Here is a 19,050-nt window from a genome sequence, read left to right as displayed (position 1 = left end):
ATATTCCTTTTAACGTCTATATCCCTGAACTTGCGTTCTGTTAATTCTGAATTGTGCTTTGTGAAGGGGCTTAGCCTTACAACCTCACTTAAGAACAATCAACTCTTCTACTAGGATCATCAGACCCTAACTTCCCCGGTAGCTCGAATAAGAGAATGGGGATAAAAGAAGAGGAATGTGGTAGTTACCCTCGTCATAAACGTTAAAGTTCACGTCGATGAGAGGAAAGAAAGCGCTGCCAAATTGCGCGTCACAATAAGGCGCGACAAGAAAACGAAGCGTATAACCCTGTTTTTCCAGCGTTACTTCAGGGAACTTGGCACGACCATCTTGATCGGTAGTGGCCTCTCCGAGAGATGTCTGATCGTTGAGGCTGATTAGCTGAACTCGAATACCAGCTGCAGGTTTGCCGTTAGCGGTATCCAGAACGTGACAACTGAGTTGTTTCATAACAAGGCTTCCATTCTGATGTTACTGATTTTTTGTTGTTCTATTGCTGCTTGATGTAGCTCTTCATCCCTGGATTGATTGATTCGGGCTTTAAGTAAGTTGAGCATCTCTTCTGCAGTTTTATTGGTGGCACACACGATAAAAATGAAACCAAATTTGTCGTGGTATTCGCGGTTGAGGGTAAGCAGTTCTTGCAACACGTTAGTCGAAGCATGCTTAACGCTCTTTTGCTCTTTTTCACTGAGGTCTTTGCCCTGTGAGTATTTCTTCTTCAGGCTATTGAGATCGCCAATCATCGGGTGGCCTGCAAAGGCTTCGAGCCAGTCGCTTTCTTTTAGCTTGGTAAAAGCTATCTCTGCACTGCGAAGTAAAGAATCTGCTGAGTCAAACGGCATTCGGATGTTCATTTCTTGCTGCCAACGTTTGCTGGTACAAATTCTATCTAGTTGTTCGTCACTCAGGGTCAAAGCGTGGTTTACTGCACTCATTAATGGCTTTCCTTGATATTCTTTCGAGCAAGATTGGCTTGTTGCCACTGCTCTTCATTGTGCTGTTTGTCATCTAGCTGCATGTCATTGGCTTGCACCGATGCTTTATGAGTCTTGAACAGAGTCATCAATTGAGCTGAGACGGATACCGCGACTTCCATTGGTAACTTGCCAGAGATGTCTGGGTGACCAATTGGACAGGTAAGCTGGTCGAGCAACTTAATGTTGGTTAGCTGTTCTTTAAGACGGAACCTGAAACGCTGGCTTTTACCTTGTGATCCAATTAAGCCTACATAAGAGAAGCGCTGGCTTTCGAGCGCTTGCTGGGTCAGTTCAAAATCAAGCGCGTGGTCTTGTGTCATGATCAGCACGTAAGAGTTGTCTTTCAGTGTTTCCATTGCATCGACTGGGTTAGCATATAGGGACGTTTCTATCCCTTTTTGAGATAAAGGCTCAAGCCACTCAGGACGGCTATCGACGACTTTCACATGGCAAGATAATCCACTAAGTATGGTGGTCAGTGCCTGGCAAACATGACCTGCGCCAAAGATAGCAACTTGCGGGGTTTGTGTCTGGAAGAACTCGAACATCACTTGTACGGCACCGCCGCAGCATTGACCGAGATCTGCAGACAACGCAAAGCGTTCAATAAGTGGTTCACTGCGCTGTAACGCAAGGCTTTCACGCGCTTTAGCGATCACTTGGTACTCCAGATTTCCGCCACCGAGCGTATCGAACTGGCTTTGAGCAGAGATAACCATCTTCGCGCCACTGGAGCGTGGCACTGAACCCACATACGCCAAAACCGTTGCAATACAGTACGCCTGACCTTGTTGCTCAAGCTGCTGGCAGGCGGCTAACCAGTTCATTCCCGGATTAGACAGGTAGGCATCATTTCTCGACGACATAAGATTCCTCCTGCATTGATTGCTCCGCGAGCCACTGCAGTTGATGTTCACAAGCATTAAGGATTTCTTCGCCCGTCGCAGGCGCGTGCAGTGCAGGCGTACATTGATGTTGACTGATAGAGGCAACCGCATCGTAAATCGCACACCAGACACTGTTCGCATGCATGAATGGTGGCTCGCCAACGGCTTTCGAACGGTAGATGCTGTATTCCGGATTCGCTTGGTCGTAAAGATCCACACGCATCTGTTTCGGGTAATCACCAATGGTCGGGATTTTGTAGTTCATCGGACTGTTACTCAGAAGATGCCCATTCTCACCCCAAACCAGTTCTTCTGTGGTTAACCAGCCCATACCCTGAATAAATGCGCCTTCAATTTGCCCTTTATCAATCGCCGGATTCAAGCTGTTACCGACATCATGAAGAATGTCGACTTTTTCAACCCGCATCTCACCAGTCAGTGTGTCGATATTTACCTCTGAACAGGCCGCGCCAAGAGCGAAATAGAAGAACGGGCGACCTGTTAGGGTGCCTCGGTCGTAACCAATTTTCGGCGTTTGGTAGAACCCGCTTGCAGAGAGTGAAATGCGGTTTAGATAGGCCAACTGAACCAATTCCGCCCAGCTGACTGGCTTTTGGTATTTCGGTGAGGATTCAATGCCGACGAGCTCACCATTAACGATGTCAGCTTCTTCCACTTGGTAATAATCACAGGCGAAATCAAGTAATCGTTGCTTAATCGTCATTGCTGCATTATGTGCCGCCATACCGTTAAGATCGGCGCCCGAAGAAGCCGCAGTTGGTGAGGTATTTGGCACTTTATCCGTACGGGTTGATGTGACGAGTACCTTACTGATATCAATGCCGAACGATTGAGCCACAATCTGCTGGACTTTAGTGTGTAGACCTTGACCCATCTCGGTTCCGCCGTGAGAAACCTGAAGCGTACCATCGGTGTAGATATGAATCAGAGCACCCGCTTGGTTAAGATGCGTGGCAGTAAACGCAATCCCGAATTTGACCGGTGTTAATGCCAGTCCTTTTTTCAGTGCAGGGTTGCGTTGGTTCCACTGGTTGATGGCTTTGCGTCGCTCGCGATAGTCGCTTTGTATCTCCAACTGACGCACGATATCGAGTAGCGCCTTGTGCTGTTCTACTTCCATACCGTAAGGTGTGGTCTGCGCTCCATCGCGATACAGGTTTTTGTAACGAATATCGAGAGAATCCTCGCCGACTTGAAGCGCTAAATCCTGCATGGCCTTTTCAATCACAATCATGCCCTGAGGACCACCGAATCCACGAAATGCGGTGTGGGAAACCGTGTCGGTTTTGAGCCTGTTACCTACCACGCAGGCCTGACCCAGTGAGTAAGCATTATCTGCATGGAACATCGCACGATCGACAATGGCATCGGATAGGTCAGGTGAGTGGCCACACAAACCGTTCACTTCGATATTCGCTGCGATGATCTGGCCTTGATCGTCTGCTGCAATCTGATAGTGGTTGTAGAAAGGGTGACGCTTGCCAGTGGCCGTCATATCTAACGAACGAGGAAGGCGCATTTTTACTGCGCGTCTTGTGTGATGAGCGCCAAGTGCTGCCAAACATGCCCATTGAGCGGCCTGGCTCTCTTTACCGCCAAAACCGCCACCCATGCGACGCATATCGACAGTAACCCGATTGAAATCAATACCCAACACTTCGGCCACCAACTTTTGTACTTCAGATGGGTTTTGGGTTGAAGAGCGCAAGAAGATGCCGCCATCTTCGGTGAGTTCCGCAAGGCTTACCTGACCTTCTAAATAGAAGTGTTCCTGACCGCCAACATGGATGTCTCCATGAATATAAATTGGAGCCTGTTCAAAGACGGTCTGCCCGACTTTTTTGCCCATCTGGTGTGAAGGCAACAAAGGTGCTTGTGAAGCGGCTTTCGGATAAGTGAGAGCAAGATCGTCGGATTCTTCATAGTCAATCTTAGCCAGACTCGCAGCCTTCCAGGCAAGTTCGTGTGTCGTCGCGAGAATCAGGGCAATAGGTTGTCCGAAATACTTAATTTCGTTTTCTATCGCCAGCAATGGATCACCTTTTAGAATTGTGCCGATGTCTTTCTCGCCGGGAATAGACGCTTCAGTCAGTACTTTAACCACACCCTCAGAACGCTCGACTTCGGATAAATCGAGCTGAGTAATGTGACCTTTAGCGATGGAGCTGGTGATGACGGCGGCGTGTAAGCAACCAGCCGGAGTCGCGTAGTCATCGACAAAAAGCGCTTCTCCGCTGACTTGTTTAGCGGCACTCTCATGCTTATAAGATTTCCCCACGATTTGTTGGGATTCTGGGAGTATGGTTTGTCCTGATTCAACCTGAGTTAACTTACGCATCTTGCACCAGCCTTGTCTCAATATTCTGAGACTCTAAATAAAAACGTTTTAGCAGGTTTTGGACCAGCTTAATTCGGTAGGTATTGCTGCCTCGTACATCACTTAATGGTTGGATAACCTGAGGTACCTTCTCCTGAGCGAGCTGTATGACGGAAAGTGACAATGGATTACCAATAAACAAGGCTTCTAAGTCACTGAGGCGCACTGACTTCGCCGCAACACCTCCAGCAGAGATAATGCAGTTGGTGACGCAGTGGTTGTTATCAAACGCCATGTTCAGGCCTAACGTGACTGTCGCAATATCATCTTCGTAGCGTTTACTGACTTTATAGATGGCGTGGCGCTCGTTTTTAGCCAGTTGAGGCAAATGAATGGCGCTGATCCACTGGTTTGGCTGGAGTGCGGTTTGGCGATAGCCAGTGATATATTCTTCCGGAGCCAGCAGTACTTTGTCTTCGCCATCGTCTAGTTCAATCAGACCATGCAAGCTGATAAGCAGCGGAGCAATATCGCCAATCGGCGAGGCATGACCCAGACTGCCACCAAGCGTTGCTCTGTGTCGGATAGTGAGGCTACCTAAGCGTTCGATAACTTCATCAGCCGTAGGGAAGTGTTGTTTAATGAACTCATGAACTTGTGTCATCGGAACCGACGCACCTACACGCCAACCAGCAGACGTTTCAGTGATCGTCAGTAAGTCATCGACGTGGGACAAATCAATCAGTTGCGTCAAAGGTTTACGTTGCTGGGTCACCTCGAGTGCTAAATCAGTACCACCCGCGATCATTTTTGCCTGAGGCATGTTCTTTATTGCCTCGGCAAGTTGCTTGCGATTTTGTGGGCGAGCATAGTTTGAGTCGTCAGTGGTGATTACCGTTCCCATCCATGTTTTGACCGATTCTTCGTACACGCTAAGCGGATCATCAATATGGCTCCCGGCAATTGTGTTTGCCGCATCAATCAGTGGACCGTAGCCAGTGCATCGACACAGGTTGCCAGACAAATAGTGAGTTGGGTTTTGTGGCACTTCTTCTTGCTTCGACAGAGCATAGAGCGACATAACAATACCCGGTGTACAAAAGCCACATTGCGAGCCGTGATGATCAACTACGGTTTGTTGCACCGGATGAAGCTGATCGTTTTGTTTGAGGTGCTCGACAGTTATGATCTGTTTACCGTGCAGAGCGTGAATCGGCGTGATGCAGGCATTGATTTGTCGATAACTCAGTTTTTGTTCGTCATCGAGATCAACCACCACGACAGTACAAGCGCCACAGTCCCCACTGGCACACCCTTCTTTAGAGCCTGTCATGTGTTTTTGTTCACGCAAGTAATTCAAAAGCATTGTGTCTGCTTTTGCTGATGTCACTTGAATGACATCATTGTTAATCATGAGCTCTAACATAACTTCCTCTATTCATTATTGTTAAAAACCTGTCCATATGGTCAACTCAAGAGCCTCATATAGCTCGCGCTGTCTTGGCGAAAGCACAAGCTAAGGATGAATCTGTTATTTGTTTAGTCCTTGTACGAACTAGAAAACTTCTTGTTTGTAACAGAACTAAAGCAAAAACCTGACCAATTGGTCGTATTTTTAAAAATAACTTTTCACTTTTAGCTTGAAGGCTTATATATCAAGCATAATAGGCGTGCCAGAAAACCCCAATATTTCGAGGGGAACTATTGGTTTGACTGGATTGTGTACAATCTTGGTGCTAAATCTTGTACATATTGCACTTATTTGATGCAGGTCAAGTTTAGCTGAGCCATGGCGATCCCCCGATATCAACGGTTAGCTGAACGTTCTCAGGGTTGGCGCGTATCTTGTAAAGCAGGTCGATGAGTTTTGCCGGACAAATAGTTATCTACTAGGATCGGTATGAGCTGTTTATGGACACAGATTCGAAAGATAAGGAGTCAACTTGACTGTTGATGTAGGGCAAACGAAACGAGAAAATGTCGGTGAGATCAGGCGACGTAATGAAGAGCTAATCTTGCAAGCGGCGGCGGATGAATTCGTCAAGCATGGCTACAAAGGTACGTCTGTGCAGGCGATCGCGGACAGAGTGAATTTACCCAAAGCGAACCTGCTTTATTACTTTAAGTCAAAAGCTGGCATCTATAAGGCGCTGTTAAAAGACATACTCACGTTATGGAACGATGGCTTTTCAGAACAAGCTGCCATATTACCTCCCGACGTTGTGCTGCGAAATTATATTGTTGGCAAGATGCAATACAGTCGCACTCATCCCAAAGAGTCAAAGATCTTCGCACAAGAGATAATTCAAGGTGCGCCAATTATTGCTGATTCAATACAGTTTCCTATGGTCAACTGGGCCGCAGGCAAAGCCACTATTATTCAATCCTGGATAGATCAGGGGCTGATTCGTCCAGTCGAGCCTTTACACCTGCTGTTTTTGATTTGGGGGTCGACTCAGTTTTACGCCGACTTCGATACTGAAATCAGACTGATTAAAGGTGGACCTCTGTCGACACAAGAGTTTGAAAAAGCTCAGGAGTTTGTGGTTGACATGGTGTTAAGAGGGTTAAAAGTCACGGATTAGCAGGGATTTATCCGTGAAAGAAATTAGGTAATTCAAAGTCACTTTGTTCGATATCCAGTTTAGCTGGAGAGGCTCAAATCAGGGGGGTGTCACAAGCACTAGATTACAACAGATATTAAATGCCTTTTTCAAATTAACAATTTGGGGAGAAAGGAATTATATCGTGCGTGTATTCTATACTTAGAAAAAATAGTAACCGCCACCGAAAAGGATGGATTGCTATGACATTAACACTACGCCCCGGCACCATTGAAGATGCCAAAGAGTGCGGGAGAATTTATTACGAGGCGTTCAAATGCCTTGCCGAACAACACCGATTTCCTTCAGAAGTGCATTCGATAGAATTCGCGACAATCCTTATGACTATGCGACTTGAGCACCCTAGTTTCTACTCAGTAGTGGCTGAACAGGATGGAAATATAGTCGGCAGCATTTTCCTTGATGAGCGTTCGATAATTGGCGGAGTAGGTCCTGTATCAGTCGAACCTCGTGTCATGAATGGTACGATTGGGCAGCAGCTTATGAAGGCATTAATGACGCGAGCAACACAACGGCACTTCCCGGGGCTACGGGGGATGGTGGTTGCGTGGCACTATCACGCGTTTGCGCTTTACATTAAGTATGGTGGTACCAGCAGGGAAACATTCTCTGCCATGCAGGGAAAGCCACTTGCCAACAAAATCCCAGGCTATGACGTTCGACCTGCAGGAGTAGAAGATTTACATGCCTGCAATCAACTTTGTTACAACGTTCACGGTCATAATCGTACCGGCGAGTTAGTGGATGCGATCCGACAAGGAAAGGCCAATGTTGTTGAACGTCTCGGCAGAATCACAGGGTATTCCACTGGCATTGGTTGGGCTAATCACGCTGTAGCTGAGTCCAATGATGACATGAAGGCATTAATTGGTGCCGCGCCTGAATTCTCTGGTCTTGGATTTCTTGTGCCTTCGAATAATGGCGATCTCTTTCGCTGGTGTTTGAGTCAAGGGCTCCAGGTTGTCTGCCAGACAAACCTTATGACTCATGGCCTTTACAATGAACCCGTTGGCACTTACTTGCCCTCTATCTCCTATTGAGGCAACGGTTGAAAATAAATAACCAAAAAGACTGCATATATTTCAACGCAATAATAACGATAGCAACATAATAGTTGTCGCCTTCAGCAAAAGGGATTGTAGATGAACTGAGATATTTGGAGGAAAACATGACAGGAAAAATAGGGCAAATCAAAGACAGTCTGCAGGATGCCCGTTCGGGAAAACTGGTTTTCTTGTCACACTGTATTCTTAACCAGAACGCATGTGTGCGAGGTTTGGCAAGTCAACCTGCCGTGATTCGTGAATTAGTCGACTTGGCGCTCGATAACGATGTCGCGATGTACCAAATGCCTTGCCCGGAAGTGACATACCTAGGCTCTATGCGCTGGGGACAAGTCAAGAAAATGTACAGCAATCCGATGTTTCGCCGACATTGCCGAAAGATTGCTGAGCAGGTCTGTGACCAGATTCAAACATACCGTGATAACGACCATAAAGTCGTTGGCATTGTTTTCAGAGATGGCAGTCCAACCTGTGGTCTCAAGTGCTCTGCAGTTGAAGCAGATGCTGAGCAAGTTTGGGGTGGTATGGTCTGGAATGCATCTCCCCTTCAGTGCTTTGGTGCAACAGAGGGTGTTTTTACCGAAGAGTTGATGGCCGAGCTGGAGCGGCGCAATATTGATGACATCCAGTTACTCAGTCTACCCGAAGTTCCAGAAGCGGGTTCTCTGAAAGATGCACTACAGCAAATTGATGTGGTATTTCAGGAAGGAGCCGACCAATAAGCAGGAATACGCTCACCACATACCTGAATTACTGTACTTGTAAGCCGCACCCTTTAGGATGCGGCTTTAATAGGTGCTCTTCTTGGGAGAAGAACCAACGCAAGAGTCTGAGAAAAGACAGGAGTTTGCTGTTGATATGATTCTAAGGGTGGTTAAGAGTAACGATTAGCTGGAAGGTACCCGTTACCGTGATAGAGCTGGGAGATGATGAGTGCAGGAAATCAGCACTCAATCTGTACCAAATCAATTAAAAACTTAAAAACCGAAGATGGCATTAAGCTCATGCTTTTATTTGAGCTAAGGCGTAACTTCCCTGACCAATTTTCGGTTTAATCAGGGCATTCCAAACAACAAAAATGGTCTGCATATGATTGTAAGTAATGTTTCTGATGAACTCATCAATGATAAAGCGAAGCAAGAGTGGCTTTCATACTGGCAACACTTTAGTTCTCAGCAAGACAAATATTGCAGTGAGGTAAATTGCGTTGTAGAGCATACTCATGGCGTGTTAGTGAAAACCCAAAATGACGAGCAGCAACTGTACGTGATCCCATTGTGCAAGGCGCACAGTGAAAACTTAGACAGCCCACTCGAAATCGCTGAAGGTACGGAAGTAATTCCTGCCAATCTGACTCTGTAATGAGTTGGCAACACGCAGCGAGTTTGTGGTTACGTGTTGCCAAAATTTTCCATTATTTCTTCTTATAAACGCGTTCTGGGCGGCCAACTCGGCCGTGTTGGATAACAGCATGGACAAAGCCTTTCGCAGTGAGAAATTCAAGGTAGCGACGAGCGGTGGTTTTACTGATACCCACTTCTTTACCTAGAGTGTCAGCGGTATAAAGTTCTTCACTTTGATCAAAAGCTTCAGTGACCTTATCAAGCGTCAGCTCATCAATACCTTTAGGTAATTGCTGAAGATGCGCAGTTTTAGATTGAAAGTTAAACAATTCATCAACATGGCGCTGGTTAATACTGTCGTTGGCCTTCAATGAGCTTGTGTATTTCAGGTAGCGCTCCAGCGAGTCGGCTAAACGGTCGTACGAAATCGGCTTTAATAGGTAGTCAAAGACACCACATCTTACCCCTTCGCGCACTGTTTCCATATCATTCGCAGCTGTGATAAAAATGACATCCGGCGAGCTTTTTGAAGCCGTTATTTCCTTCAGTAAATCAATACCTTTGCCATCTGGAAGATAGTTATCCAACAATACCAGTTTCGGCTTAAGCAATTGAATCATCTTTTTAGCTTCCGCCACGCTTTTGGCAATGCCAATCGGTCGAAAGCGCAGTGTTTGCTGCAAATAATACGAGTGAAACTCGGCGATGTTGGTTTCGTCTTCGACGATCAATACGTCATAGGTTTCCATCTTCTGTACTCACGTTAGGAATAAATAAAGAAAAAATTGTTCCGGCTGGTTCTGCGTCATCAACCACAATCGTGCCGCCAGCACGGGTGACAAAGTGATGAACAAGGTAGAGTCCGATGCCGTGGCCTGGTTGCTCTTTGCTTGTGACCCCTTTTTCAAATAGGGACTCTGCGATTTTGGGCGAAATTCCGGTGCCATTATCCGCCACTTCGACAATCAGCTCATTTTCACCATAATCCGAAAGCAAAATGGTGATTTGTTTATCGCTGCTTGGATTTTTAAGCGTGGCTTCATAGGCGTTGTCGAGCAGATTACCGATGATCGCGGCGAGTTCGTCTTCGGTAATTCGCGTTGGAGGATGGTGTAGCTGGCAAAATGGGTCAAACTCAAGGGTTAACCCCAACTCATGGGCGCGGGTGTATTTACCAAGTAGCAGACCTGCGATGACTTTTGAGTTGAAGGTTTGCGAGATGAAATCAATAAGTTGTTGATGAGTTTCGGTTTCTTGACGAATCGCTTTTAGCGCTTGGTCATAGGCACCAATTTGTATCAATCCACTAATAGTGGAAAGTTTGTTAGCGTACTCATGACTTAGCACGCGCAGATTATCGGTTTGTTGGCGAATATTGTTGAGCTGATAATTGAGCGTACTTTTGTCGTTACGTGGTCGAAAACTTACTACCCAGCCAACATCATTATCGTTTTCCCAGATGCGAACTCGTGTTGCAACTAAGGTCTCGCCGTTACAGGTTATGACCTCATGTTGACGCTCTTGAATGTCCTGGTCACCATTCATTTTCACGCCGTAGAAAAATTCGCATGGGGTAATAAATTCGTTGACCATGCGTCCGCGAAGATAGTCTAAATGGTGCGCAATCCCAAGAATACGTAGGGCTTCTTGGTTTGCGGACAGAAAGCTCCCTTGTTTATCAACAGCAACAATGCCTTCATACACCGCTTCCAGCACCGAATTTTGCACTCGAAGTGAGAGGGCAATTTCTTCAGGCTCCATGCCGTACATCTGTTTCTTAACATGACGAGAAAAGGCCCACGCGCCCAAGGTTGAGCAGGCCAAAATGATGAGTAGTGCGAAGAAAAACGGATATGAGTAGAACAGTAACCAAGAACTGACGGTATCTAATAAATAACCGATCGATACCACGCCGATAATCTCTCCTTGTGGGGAGATCACCGGAGATTTGCCCCGAATCGCAAAGCCAAGGCTACCTTTACGAATCGAGTAATAGTGTTCGCCTTGCTCTAATGCTCGTTCGTTATCACCGCCTTGCATCGGATAGCCGATTTTTTGATTATCCGGATGAGCAAGACGAATGCCTTGGTCATCGCCCACCACAATAAAGTCTGCATCGGAGATTTTCTGTAAGCGGGAGATTTGCTTTACCACTTCAGCGTCATTGTGCTCTGCAATCGCCGTGATTAACTGTGGATCACTGGCAATTTCTCGCGCTTGAATCACCGCACGTGTGCTGACTTGATGCGTCAGAGTATCGGATAAAATGTAGTGAAAGTAGCCACCAATCAATAGTAACTGAATACTCACGACCACAAACAACAGTGCCCAAACACGCTGGCGAAAAGTCATGTTTCTGCAGAAATGGTGATAGAAGGCTTGGTTTTGCATGTGATCTTCGCGGCAAATTGAGAATGATGAATTTATAAAACTAAAGTAGGAAGAGAACTGATCTCGATCTAGTCTAGATAGCATTTGTCAGCCTCTTCCTACAATTTGTCTAACCGATCACATATTTGATCATCACACCAGCAGCGACCGCTGAGCCGATTACCCCAGCAACGTTAGGACCCATGGCGTGCATCAGCAAAAAGTTTTGCGCATTGGCTTCAAGGCCGAGTTTGTTTGAGACGCGAGCCGCCATCGGCACCGCCGAAACGCCAGCTGAACCAATCAAAGGGTTAACTTGATTGGTGGTAAAACGATTAAGCAGTTTCGCCATGAGAACGCCCGCTGCAGTGCCGATACAGAATGCCACAATTCCCAGGGCCAAAATGCCGATGGTTTCTGCCTGAAGGAACTTATCGGCCATCAGCTTTGAGCCAACAGAAAGGCCAAGGAAGATCGTCACAATGTTGATTAGCGCATTTTGTGCAGTATCAGAAAGACGTTCGACCACGCCACATTGACGCATCAGATTACCAAAGCAGAACATACCCAACAGCGGTGTTGCCGAAGGCAGGAGCATAGCGATGAGTACAAGTAGCAAAAGTGGGAAACATACTTTCTCTAGCTTGCCTACTTTACGTAGCTGCTGCATGGTAATTTGTCGCTCAGATGGTGTGGTGAGCGCGCGCATGATAGGTGGCTGAATCAGCGGCACCAACGCCATATAAGAGTATGCAGCCACGGCAATCGCACCGAGAAGCTCAGGCGCTAGCAAACTAGACACGTAAATAGCGGTTGGACCATCCGCGCCGCCGATAATACCAACTGCGGCTGCTTGGGCAACGCTGAAGTCCATGAGACCAAAGTTGCTTAAGGTCAGCGCACCGAGGACGGTGGCGAAGATGCCAAACTGCGCGGCAGCGCCGAGTAGTAAGGTTTTCGGGTTGGCGAGCAGTGGGCCAAAGTCAGTCATTGCGCCCACACCCATAAAGATCACCAAAGGACCTGCACCAGAGGCAATGGCTACGCTGTAAAATAGGTACAACATGCCATCAGAGTATTGATACTCTTCAGCCAGCAAATGGATATTGGTAAGCTGAGTGGGCGTGGCACTTGCAAGCGCTGCTTTGATTTCAGCGGCGGAATCCACAGTCAGATTCAGTGCCGAGGCAAAGGCAGACATCACTTCCGGTTTGGCAGCATGCAGCGCGTTTTCCACTGCTGACATTGCAAGCCCCGCATCGGGAAGGTTGGCAAGAATACCACCAAAGCCGATCGGTACTAGCAACAAAGGTTCAAACTGTTTGACGATCGCCAGATACAGCAGCAGTAAGCCGACAATGATCATAATGGCTTGTCCCACCTCAAGGTGGAACAAACCAAAATCATTGACTAGAGCAAAGACTTTTTCCATGGGACAAGCTCCTGTTTAGGCGATTTGCAGTAGTGGAGCACCGACATCAACGGCGTCGCCTTCAGAGACTTCAATGCTGGCAATTTGACCTGTACGTGGAGCTCGGATTTCGGTTTCCATTTTCATCGCTTCAAGTATCAGCAGGACTTGGCCTTCTTCTACGGTATCACCTGGTTTGGCGTGAATTTTCCATATGTTACCAGTCAGTGGTGCATTCATTGGCTCGGCGTTGGCAGCCGGCGCTGGGACGATTGCTACAGGTTGTGCAGCAGCTGGTGCGACTTGGGTGATATCGCCGCCTTCATTGACTTCAACCACATACGTTTGGTTGTTGACGGTAATGGTGTACGTGCTTGGTTGTTGTGTCATTTTACTTTTCTCTGTATTTGTTTGTTTAGATTGAGATGCTGAAGGCTTTGGCTCAAATGCATCTGGGTTGTGACGGTTTTCGAGGAATTTCCAGCCCACCTGAGGGAAGAGTGCTATGGTCAATACGTCATCGATCAATTCGTCGGCAAGCGTGAGATTTTTCTCTTGAGCCTGAGATTTCACGTCGCTAATCAGGGTATCGAGCTCTGGCGGCAGTTGGTCTGCTGGACGGCAGGTTATTGGCTGTTCACCGTTGAGAACGCGCGCTTGTAAAGCCACGTTGACTGGTGCTGGAGTGCGGCCGTATTCACCTTTTAAAACGCCCGCCGTTTCTTTGGTGATGGTTTTGTAACGCTCACCCATCAACACGTTGATTACGGCTTGAGTACCAACAATTTGCGAGGTTGGGGTTACCAGTGGAATAAAGCCAAGTTCTTCACGTACTTTCGGAATCTCAATAAGCACTTGATCAAGTTTGTCTTCCGCATTTTGTTGTTTGAGCTGACTTTCCATATTGGTGAGCATGCCACCTGGAACTTGTGCGACGATGATGCGCGAATCTGAGCCCTTTAGCTGACCTTCAAAGGCGGCGTATTTTTTACGCACGTCACGGAAGTAAGCCGCAATAGATTCCAGTTTTTCAATATTAAGCCCAGTATCAAATGGCGTGTCTTTGAGCGTCGCGACTAACGACTCGGTGGCAGGGTGGCCGTAGGTGCCGCTCATTGAAGAGATAGCGGTATCAACGCGGTCAACGCCTGCTTCAATTGCTTTAATAACCGTCATATCTGCAAGGCCAGCAGTAGAGTGGCAGTGTAGATGCAGTGGCACATCGACTTGCTTTTTCAGGATCGAAACCAGCTCTTCGGCCTGATATGGAGTTAAAATGCCCGCCATGTCTTTGAGAGCGATGGAATCGACGCCGATTTCGCTCAGTTGCTGAGCCACATCAACCCAAGTTTGTAGGTTGTGCGCCGGGCTGGTGGTGTAGCACAGTGTGCCTTGGGCATGAGCACCGTTGTTTTTTACTGCGGTGATGGCCTGCTGCATATTTCGCGGATCGTTCATGGCATCAAAGACACGGAAAACATCCATACCGTTGCTTACCGCACGTTCCACGAATTTATCCACCACATCGTCAGCATAGTGACGATAGCCCAACAGATTTTGACCACGCAGCAGCATTTGCAGAGGCGTTTTAGGCATTGCTTTTTTCAATTCGCGCAGGCGTACCCATGGGTCTTCGCCAAGAAAGCGAATGCAACTGTCAAAAGTGGCGCCACCCCAACATTCCAGAGACCAATAACCTATCTCATCAAGTTGCTGAGCGATAGGAAGCATGTCATCTAAGCGAAGACGAGTTGCGAATAACGATTGATGCGCGTCACGTAAGACAACGTCGGTAATGCCAATGGTTTTTTTTGACTCAGACATGAGTATTCCTTCTACAGCGAGTTTTGTTGAATTCTTTTGTGGTGAATAGCCGCCGCCAACACAGCAACTAACTGGTTGTCTTGCTGTACTGAAGGTGGGGGTGTAACACTTTTTGTTGCCGGTTTTGGTTCAGGTTCTGGGAACCAACGTGCGAGCAAGTTGGACATGGCGGTTACGGCAAACACCAAAAAGACGAGAAAAATGAACACAAACCCCATGCCTAACGTCATCAGGTTGAGTCCTTCGGAAAATAGATTTGACTGCATAAGCGCTCCCAAAAATAAGTGGGGGAGCAAAGGTCACCCGTTTGCTCCCAATAAAAAAATACTGCGATTAACCGCCGAGTACGCCAAACACGACACTGGCAATAATCAGTACCAGACCGCCACCAAGACGTGATGAGATTTGTGCATAGGAAAGCAAAGACATGCGGTTTGAAGCTGCAAGTACTTCCAGGTCACCAGAACCGCCGCGGTTTGCCATACAAAGGCCAGCAGTAATGGATGATTCAATAGGGTAGAAGCCCATCAACCAGCCACCAATAGCTGCGCCCATAATGGCACCCATGACGATAAGTGTTGCGATGATCAGATTGGTAAAATTCAATGCATTGATAATTTCACCAAGATCGGTGTAGGCAATACCCACGCCAACCATCAGTACCCAAAGCAGTTGTTTCGAGAAGAAAGAAGAGAGACGTTTTGCGCCTTCTTTGATCTCTTCAGAGCACAGACCACAAGCGTTAAGAATCGCGACCAAAACCACCATGTAAGCGAAGGTATGAATTTTTACATCGCCAAAACCAGGCAAAATCTCTTTCGACAGCGCGGCAGAAAAGGTATAAACACAGGCAGATAGCATCAGGCCGATAGCGATTTCACGTGGAGTGATTTTCGCTTCTTTTTGCTCTTCAACGTTGAAGTTCGATTTACGTAGTAGCTCACCATTACCAGTAAGGGATGGCATTCTTTCACCGATGCCATTGAGTACCGCTGCTGCAACAATTGCAACGATATTGGCAATGGTTAAGATCGCAATCGCGACAGAGTAGTACTGCTCTTTTGAGCCTCCGGTCACTGACTCATAGATTTCTGATAGCGGAATTGCGCCTGCACCGTTACCACCACCCATGATCGGCAATACGTATAACATCATGATTTCTTGCATAGAAATGCCGAAGATCAAACCACCCAAAATGCCAAGTATTGAAGCGCCAGCGACCGCAGCTAAAATCGTTGGAATGTAGCCGACAAGAGATTTGAGCAAAAGTTTACGGTTTACGGCAAGAATCGAACCCGTAATCAATACGGCGATAAACAAGTCGAGGAAGTCAGTCGTCTTCATGACATCGGTGACTGTTGATATTTCTCTCTCCGTTAATAAGCCAACATGAACAAACCAAGCAGCGACCAAGAAAATCATAACAGGTGCACCGCCGATATATTTGTTGAAGATTGGCAGACGTTTCCCTAATTCACCAAATAATGCTCCAACCACGAACATAAAACCAAAGCCACCCACAATATTATCTGGGAGCGTGTCAGTTACATGTGCGATTAAAACAACCATTAATAAGATGCTGTAGAGAGGTAGAGGTAGGCCAAAAATTCTAACTTGCGATAACATCGCTAAGCCAGGACTTTGTCCTTCATTTATAATTAAAGTTTTTTCGTTCATCTTAAATATTCCATTGTTGATGTTTCACTTACTAAGTTATTAAGATTTTCTTACATTAACTGTGAGAGTGATCATTTAACGCTATGGCTTAAAGATGCACTTATGAATTTAAAGTTTTTAATTACTAAGTTTTGTTACATTACAATGAGTTAAATAATTAAATTCATTAAATTCATAAAGGCTTTTTAGTCGCAAGAAATAATCGACTTCGATCATTATTTTCTATCTTCTATTCGCTCACTATGTATGTGTCGAGATAAGGGGATGAATAAGATGTTTGACACTTATACATTAAGCAGGGTTAGTGCTAGGAATCATAAAAAGTGGTCTGATATAGCTGCGTTCTTGCAACGCTTTAACCTTGGTGTCGACACGGATGTAGAGCGCTTTATTGTCGCGTATTCAGGCGAGGAGATTGTGGCCTGCGGCGGGATTGCCGGGAATATCCTCAAGTCAATTGCTATCGTTGAACAATTGCATGGTACTGGGTTTTCATTGAAACTTATGACTGAATTAACATCTATGGCTTATGAAATGGGAAGGTATGAATTATTCCTATTTACTAAACCACAGAATGTTAAATTATTTCGTCAATCAGGTTTCTTTCCTATTGCAAAAGTAGATGGAAATTTAGTGCTTTTAGAGAATAGTCAATATCGTTTAAGAAACTATTGTCGAAAATTGAATAAATTAAAAGTGGATGGTAATAAAATTGGTGGAATCGTTATTAATGCGAATCCATTCACTTTAGGTCATCAATATTTAATTGAGCAAGCGGCAAAAGATTGTGATTGGTTACATTTAATCGTCGTTAAAGAAGAAGGAAGTGAGTTTTCTTATCACGACAGGTTTGAAATGATTAAAAATGGCATCAGCCATATTCGAAATATAACTGTACACCCAGGTTCGAGTTATATTATTTCAAGAGCAACATTTCCTACGTATTTTATTAAGTCCCAGGGCTTGGTTAACTATTGTCATACCGCCATCGACTTACAACTATTTCGTCATTTCATAGCGCCAGCTTTGGGCATTACCCATCGTTACGTAGGCAGTGAACCAGAGTGCGTGGTCACCAGCCATTACAACCAACAAATGAAACATTGGCTGACCACGGGCGACTTGAAGTGGCCTCAGGTTGAAGTAATTGAATTTGAACGTAAAACTGCACATCAACAGCCCATATCCGCTTCAACGGTACGTTCATTACTTAAGCAAGGGCAGATCAAACAGCTCGCTTCGCTGCTGCCACAGACATCCATCGATTATATCCAGAGCCATCAATTATTCGCCGCGGTGCGTTCTGGTGAGTTTGCGGCTGCTTAGCTGCCTAACAAATTAACGTGTAAAGGTTTATTGAATGAAAATTATACAGCCCGCTTTTGCAGGCACACTGGAGTCCAGTGATCTGCAAGTTCGTATTGCGCCTAACCCAGAAGGCGTGATTGATATTGCGCTAGACAGTTCAGTGCAAAAGCAGTTCGGTACCGCTATCGAAAGTTTGGTTCGTGAAGTGCTCAGCAGTATGGGCGTCGAATCTGCCCAGCTTGAGATTGAAGATAAAGGTGCTTTGGATTGTGTGATCAAAGCTCGAGTTCAAGCCGCAGTAATGCGAGCTGCCGAGAGCAAACACATTGAATGGAGAACACTATCATGAGTCAACTACGTCGCAGCATGCTGTTTGTTCCTGGCGCCAACGCAGCCATGTTGAGCAACACCTTTATCTACAAGCCAGATGCCATCATGTTTGACCTTGAAGATTCCGTCTCTATTCGCGAAAAAGACACCGCAAGAATGTTAGTGTTTCATGCGCTGCAACACCCGTTTTATAAAGATGTTGAGACCGTGGTCCGTGTTAATCCTCTCGACTCTGAGCACGGCCTTAATGACCTCAATGCGGTGGTTCGCGGTGGTGCTGATGTGGTTCGTCTACCTAAAACCGACAGCGCTGAAGATGTGCTGGAGATGGAACGTCATATCACAGAGATTGAGCGCCAATGTGGTCGTACAGTAGGCAGTACCAAAATGATGGCAGCGATTGAGTCGGCTAACGGGGTTAATAACGCTGTAGATATCGCGCATTGTTGTCCGCGTTTGATTGGTATCGCTCTGGGTGCCGAAGATTACGTTCGCGACCTGCGTACCCAGCGTTCACCAGAAGGTACCGAACTGCTATTTGCACGCTGCTCGATTTTGCAGGCGGCGCGTTCGGCTGGAATTATGGCGTTTGATACGGTTTATTCTGATGCCAATAACGAAGAAGGATTCTTACGTGAAGCAGAGCACATCAAGCAACTAGGCTTTGATGGCAAGTCTTTGATTAACCCACGCCAAATCGAAATTATCCATAACGTATTCGCCCCAACGCAGAAAGAAGTGGACTACGCCATTCGCGTCATTGAAGCCGCGAAAGAAGCCGAAGAGCAAGGTCTCGGTGTGGTGTCTCTTAACGGCAAAATGGTCGATAGTCCAATCATTGAGCGCGCGCGCTGGACTCTTCAAAAAGCACAATCAGGCATCAAACAGTAGGGC

At 46.4% G+C, this 19,050-nt stretch carries 18 protein-coding genes; 7 read left to right on the top strand and 11 right to left on the bottom strand.

The window, feature by feature from the left end; all coding sequences use genetic code 11:
* Positions 1 to 126: 126 nt before the first annotated feature.
* Genes uraH through xdhA form a run of 5 tightly spaced genes read right to left on the bottom strand, consistent with a single transcriptional unit; the run spans position 127 to position 5,631 of the window.
* Positions 127 to 450: a hydroxyisourate hydrolase gene (gene uraH, locus WJM94_RS06395; protein ID WP_444493403.1), complete on the bottom strand. Its 324-nt coding sequence runs from the start codon at positions 448 to 450 to the stop codon at positions 127 to 129.
* A complete protein-coding gene (locus WJM94_RS06390; RefSeq protein WP_444493402.1) occupies positions 447 to 938 on the bottom strand; it encodes a 2-oxo-4-hydroxy-4-carboxy-5-ureidoimidazoline decarboxylase in 492 nt (163 codons plus the stop codon). Before WJM94_RS06390 ends, uraH begins: the two co-directional genes overlap by 4 nt.
* The gene (gene xdhC / locus WJM94_RS06385; protein WP_444493401.1) at positions 938 to 1,846 is read right to left on the bottom strand and encodes a xanthine dehydrogenase accessory protein XdhC; all 909 of its coding nucleotides are present in this window, start codon (positions 1,844 to 1,846) and stop codon (positions 938 to 940) included. Before xdhC ends, WJM94_RS06390 begins: the two co-directional genes overlap by 1 nt.
* Entirely contained in the window at positions 1,830 to 4,226 is a 2,397-nt protein-coding gene (gene xdhB, locus WJM94_RS06380; protein ID WP_444493400.1) for a xanthine dehydrogenase molybdopterin binding subunit, read from the bottom strand. Before xdhB ends, xdhC begins: the two co-directional genes overlap by 17 nt.
* Positions 4,219 to 5,631: a xanthine dehydrogenase small subunit gene (xdhA, locus tag WJM94_RS06375; RefSeq protein WP_444493399.1), complete on the bottom strand. Its 1,413-nt coding sequence runs from the start codon at positions 5,629 to 5,631 to the stop codon at positions 4,219 to 4,221. The genes xdhB and xdhA overlap by 8 nt, the downstream gene beginning before the upstream one ends.
* A gap of 517 nt (positions 5,632 to 6,148) precedes the next feature.
* Here xdhA and WJM94_RS06370 point away from each other — a divergent pair.
* From WJM94_RS06370 to WJM94_RS06355, 4 genes are all read left to right on the top strand, one after another.
* Positions 6,149 to 6,790 (top strand): TetR/AcrR family transcriptional regulator, encoded by a 642-nt coding sequence (locus tag WJM94_RS06370; RefSeq protein WP_444493398.1) that lies wholly within the window; start codon positions 6,149 to 6,151, stop codon positions 6,788 to 6,790.
* Between the two features lie 221 nt (positions 6,791 to 7,011).
* Entirely contained in the window at positions 7,012 to 7,869 is an 858-nt protein-coding gene (locus WJM94_RS06365) for a GNAT family N-acetyltransferase (protein WP_444493397.1), read from the top strand.
* Positions 7,870 to 7,997: 128 nt separating this feature from the next.
* Positions 7,998 to 8,615: a CD3072 family TudS-related putative desulfidase gene (locus WJM94_RS06360; RefSeq protein WP_444493396.1), complete on the top strand. Its 618-nt coding sequence runs from the start codon at positions 7,998 to 8,000 to the stop codon at positions 8,613 to 8,615.
* Between the two features lie 367 nt (positions 8,616 to 8,982).
* Positions 8,983 to 9,255: a hypothetical protein gene (locus WJM94_RS06355; RefSeq protein ID WP_444493395.1), complete on the top strand. Its 273-nt coding sequence runs from the start codon at positions 8,983 to 8,985 to the stop codon at positions 9,253 to 9,255.
* A gap of 52 nt (positions 9,256 to 9,307) precedes the next feature.
* On the opposite strand, the gene WJM94_RS06350 is transcribed toward WJM94_RS06355, so the two are convergent.
* The 6 genes from WJM94_RS06350 to citS all read right to left on the bottom strand — a co-directional run bounded on the left by WJM94_RS06350 (position 9,308) and on the right by citS (position 16,518).
* Entirely contained in the window at positions 9,308 to 9,985 is a 678-nt protein-coding gene (locus WJM94_RS06350; RefSeq protein ID WP_444493394.1) for a response regulator, read from the bottom strand.
* The gene (locus WJM94_RS06345; RefSeq protein ID WP_444493393.1) at positions 9,972 to 11,627 is read right to left on the bottom strand and encodes an ATP-binding protein; all 1,656 of its coding nucleotides are present in this window, start codon (positions 11,625 to 11,627) and stop codon (positions 9,972 to 9,974) included. The genes WJM94_RS06350 and WJM94_RS06345 overlap by 14 nt, the downstream gene beginning before the upstream one ends.
* A 109-nt stretch (positions 11,628 to 11,736) precedes the next feature.
* Positions 11,737 to 13,038, bottom strand: coding sequence for a sodium ion-translocating decarboxylase subunit beta (locus WJM94_RS06340; protein WP_444493392.1), 1,302 nt, complete (start codon positions 13,036 to 13,038; stop codon positions 11,737 to 11,739).
* 15 nt (positions 13,039 to 13,053) lie between these two features.
* Entirely contained in the window at positions 13,054 to 14,841 is a 1,788-nt protein-coding gene (gene oadA / locus WJM94_RS06335) for a sodium-extruding oxaloacetate decarboxylase subunit alpha (protein ID WP_444493391.1), read from the bottom strand.
* An 11-nt stretch (positions 14,842 to 14,852) separates the two neighbouring features.
* On the bottom strand, positions 14,853 to 15,107 hold the full coding sequence (locus WJM94_RS06330) for an OadG family protein (RefSeq protein WP_444493390.1): 255 nt from the start codon (positions 15,105 to 15,107) through the stop codon (positions 14,853 to 14,855).
* 67 nt (positions 15,108 to 15,174) lie between these two features.
* On the bottom strand, positions 15,175 to 16,518 hold the full coding sequence (gene citS, locus WJM94_RS06325; RefSeq protein ID WP_444493389.1) for a citrate/sodium symporter CitS: 1,344 nt from the start codon (positions 16,516 to 16,518) through the stop codon (positions 15,175 to 15,177).
* 273 nt (positions 16,519 to 16,791) lie between these two features.
* On the opposite strand from citS, the gene citC reads away from it, so the two are divergent.
* Genes citC through citE form a run of 3 tightly spaced genes read left to right on the top strand, consistent with a single transcriptional unit; the run spans position 16,792 to position 19,047 of the window.
* Positions 16,792 to 17,844, top strand: a complete 1,053-nt coding sequence (citC, locus tag WJM94_RS06320; RefSeq protein ID WP_444493530.1) for a [citrate (pro-3S)-lyase] ligase — start codon at positions 16,792 to 16,794, stop codon at positions 17,842 to 17,844.
* 34 nt (positions 17,845 to 17,878) lie between these two features.
* Positions 17,879 to 18,175, top strand: coding sequence for a citrate lyase acyl carrier protein (gene citD / locus WJM94_RS06315; RefSeq protein WP_444493388.1), 297 nt, complete (start codon positions 17,879 to 17,881; stop codon positions 18,173 to 18,175).
* Complete coding sequence (gene citE / locus WJM94_RS06310; protein ID WP_444493387.1) at positions 18,172 to 19,047, top strand: citrate (pro-3S)-lyase subunit beta; 876 nt, start codon at positions 18,172 to 18,174, stop codon at positions 19,045 to 19,047. The genes citD and citE overlap by 4 nt, the downstream gene beginning before the upstream one ends.
* Positions 19,048 to 19,050: the final 3 nt, after the last annotated feature.

Origin of the sequence: Vibrio sp. YIC-376, assembly GCF_052353105.1 — a bacterium.
Taxonomy (GTDB): Bacteria; Pseudomonadota; Gammaproteobacteria; order Enterobacterales; family Vibrionaceae; genus Vibrio.
Note: the sequence above shows the minus strand (reverse complement) of the source record. Positions and strands in the feature narration are given on the sequence as shown.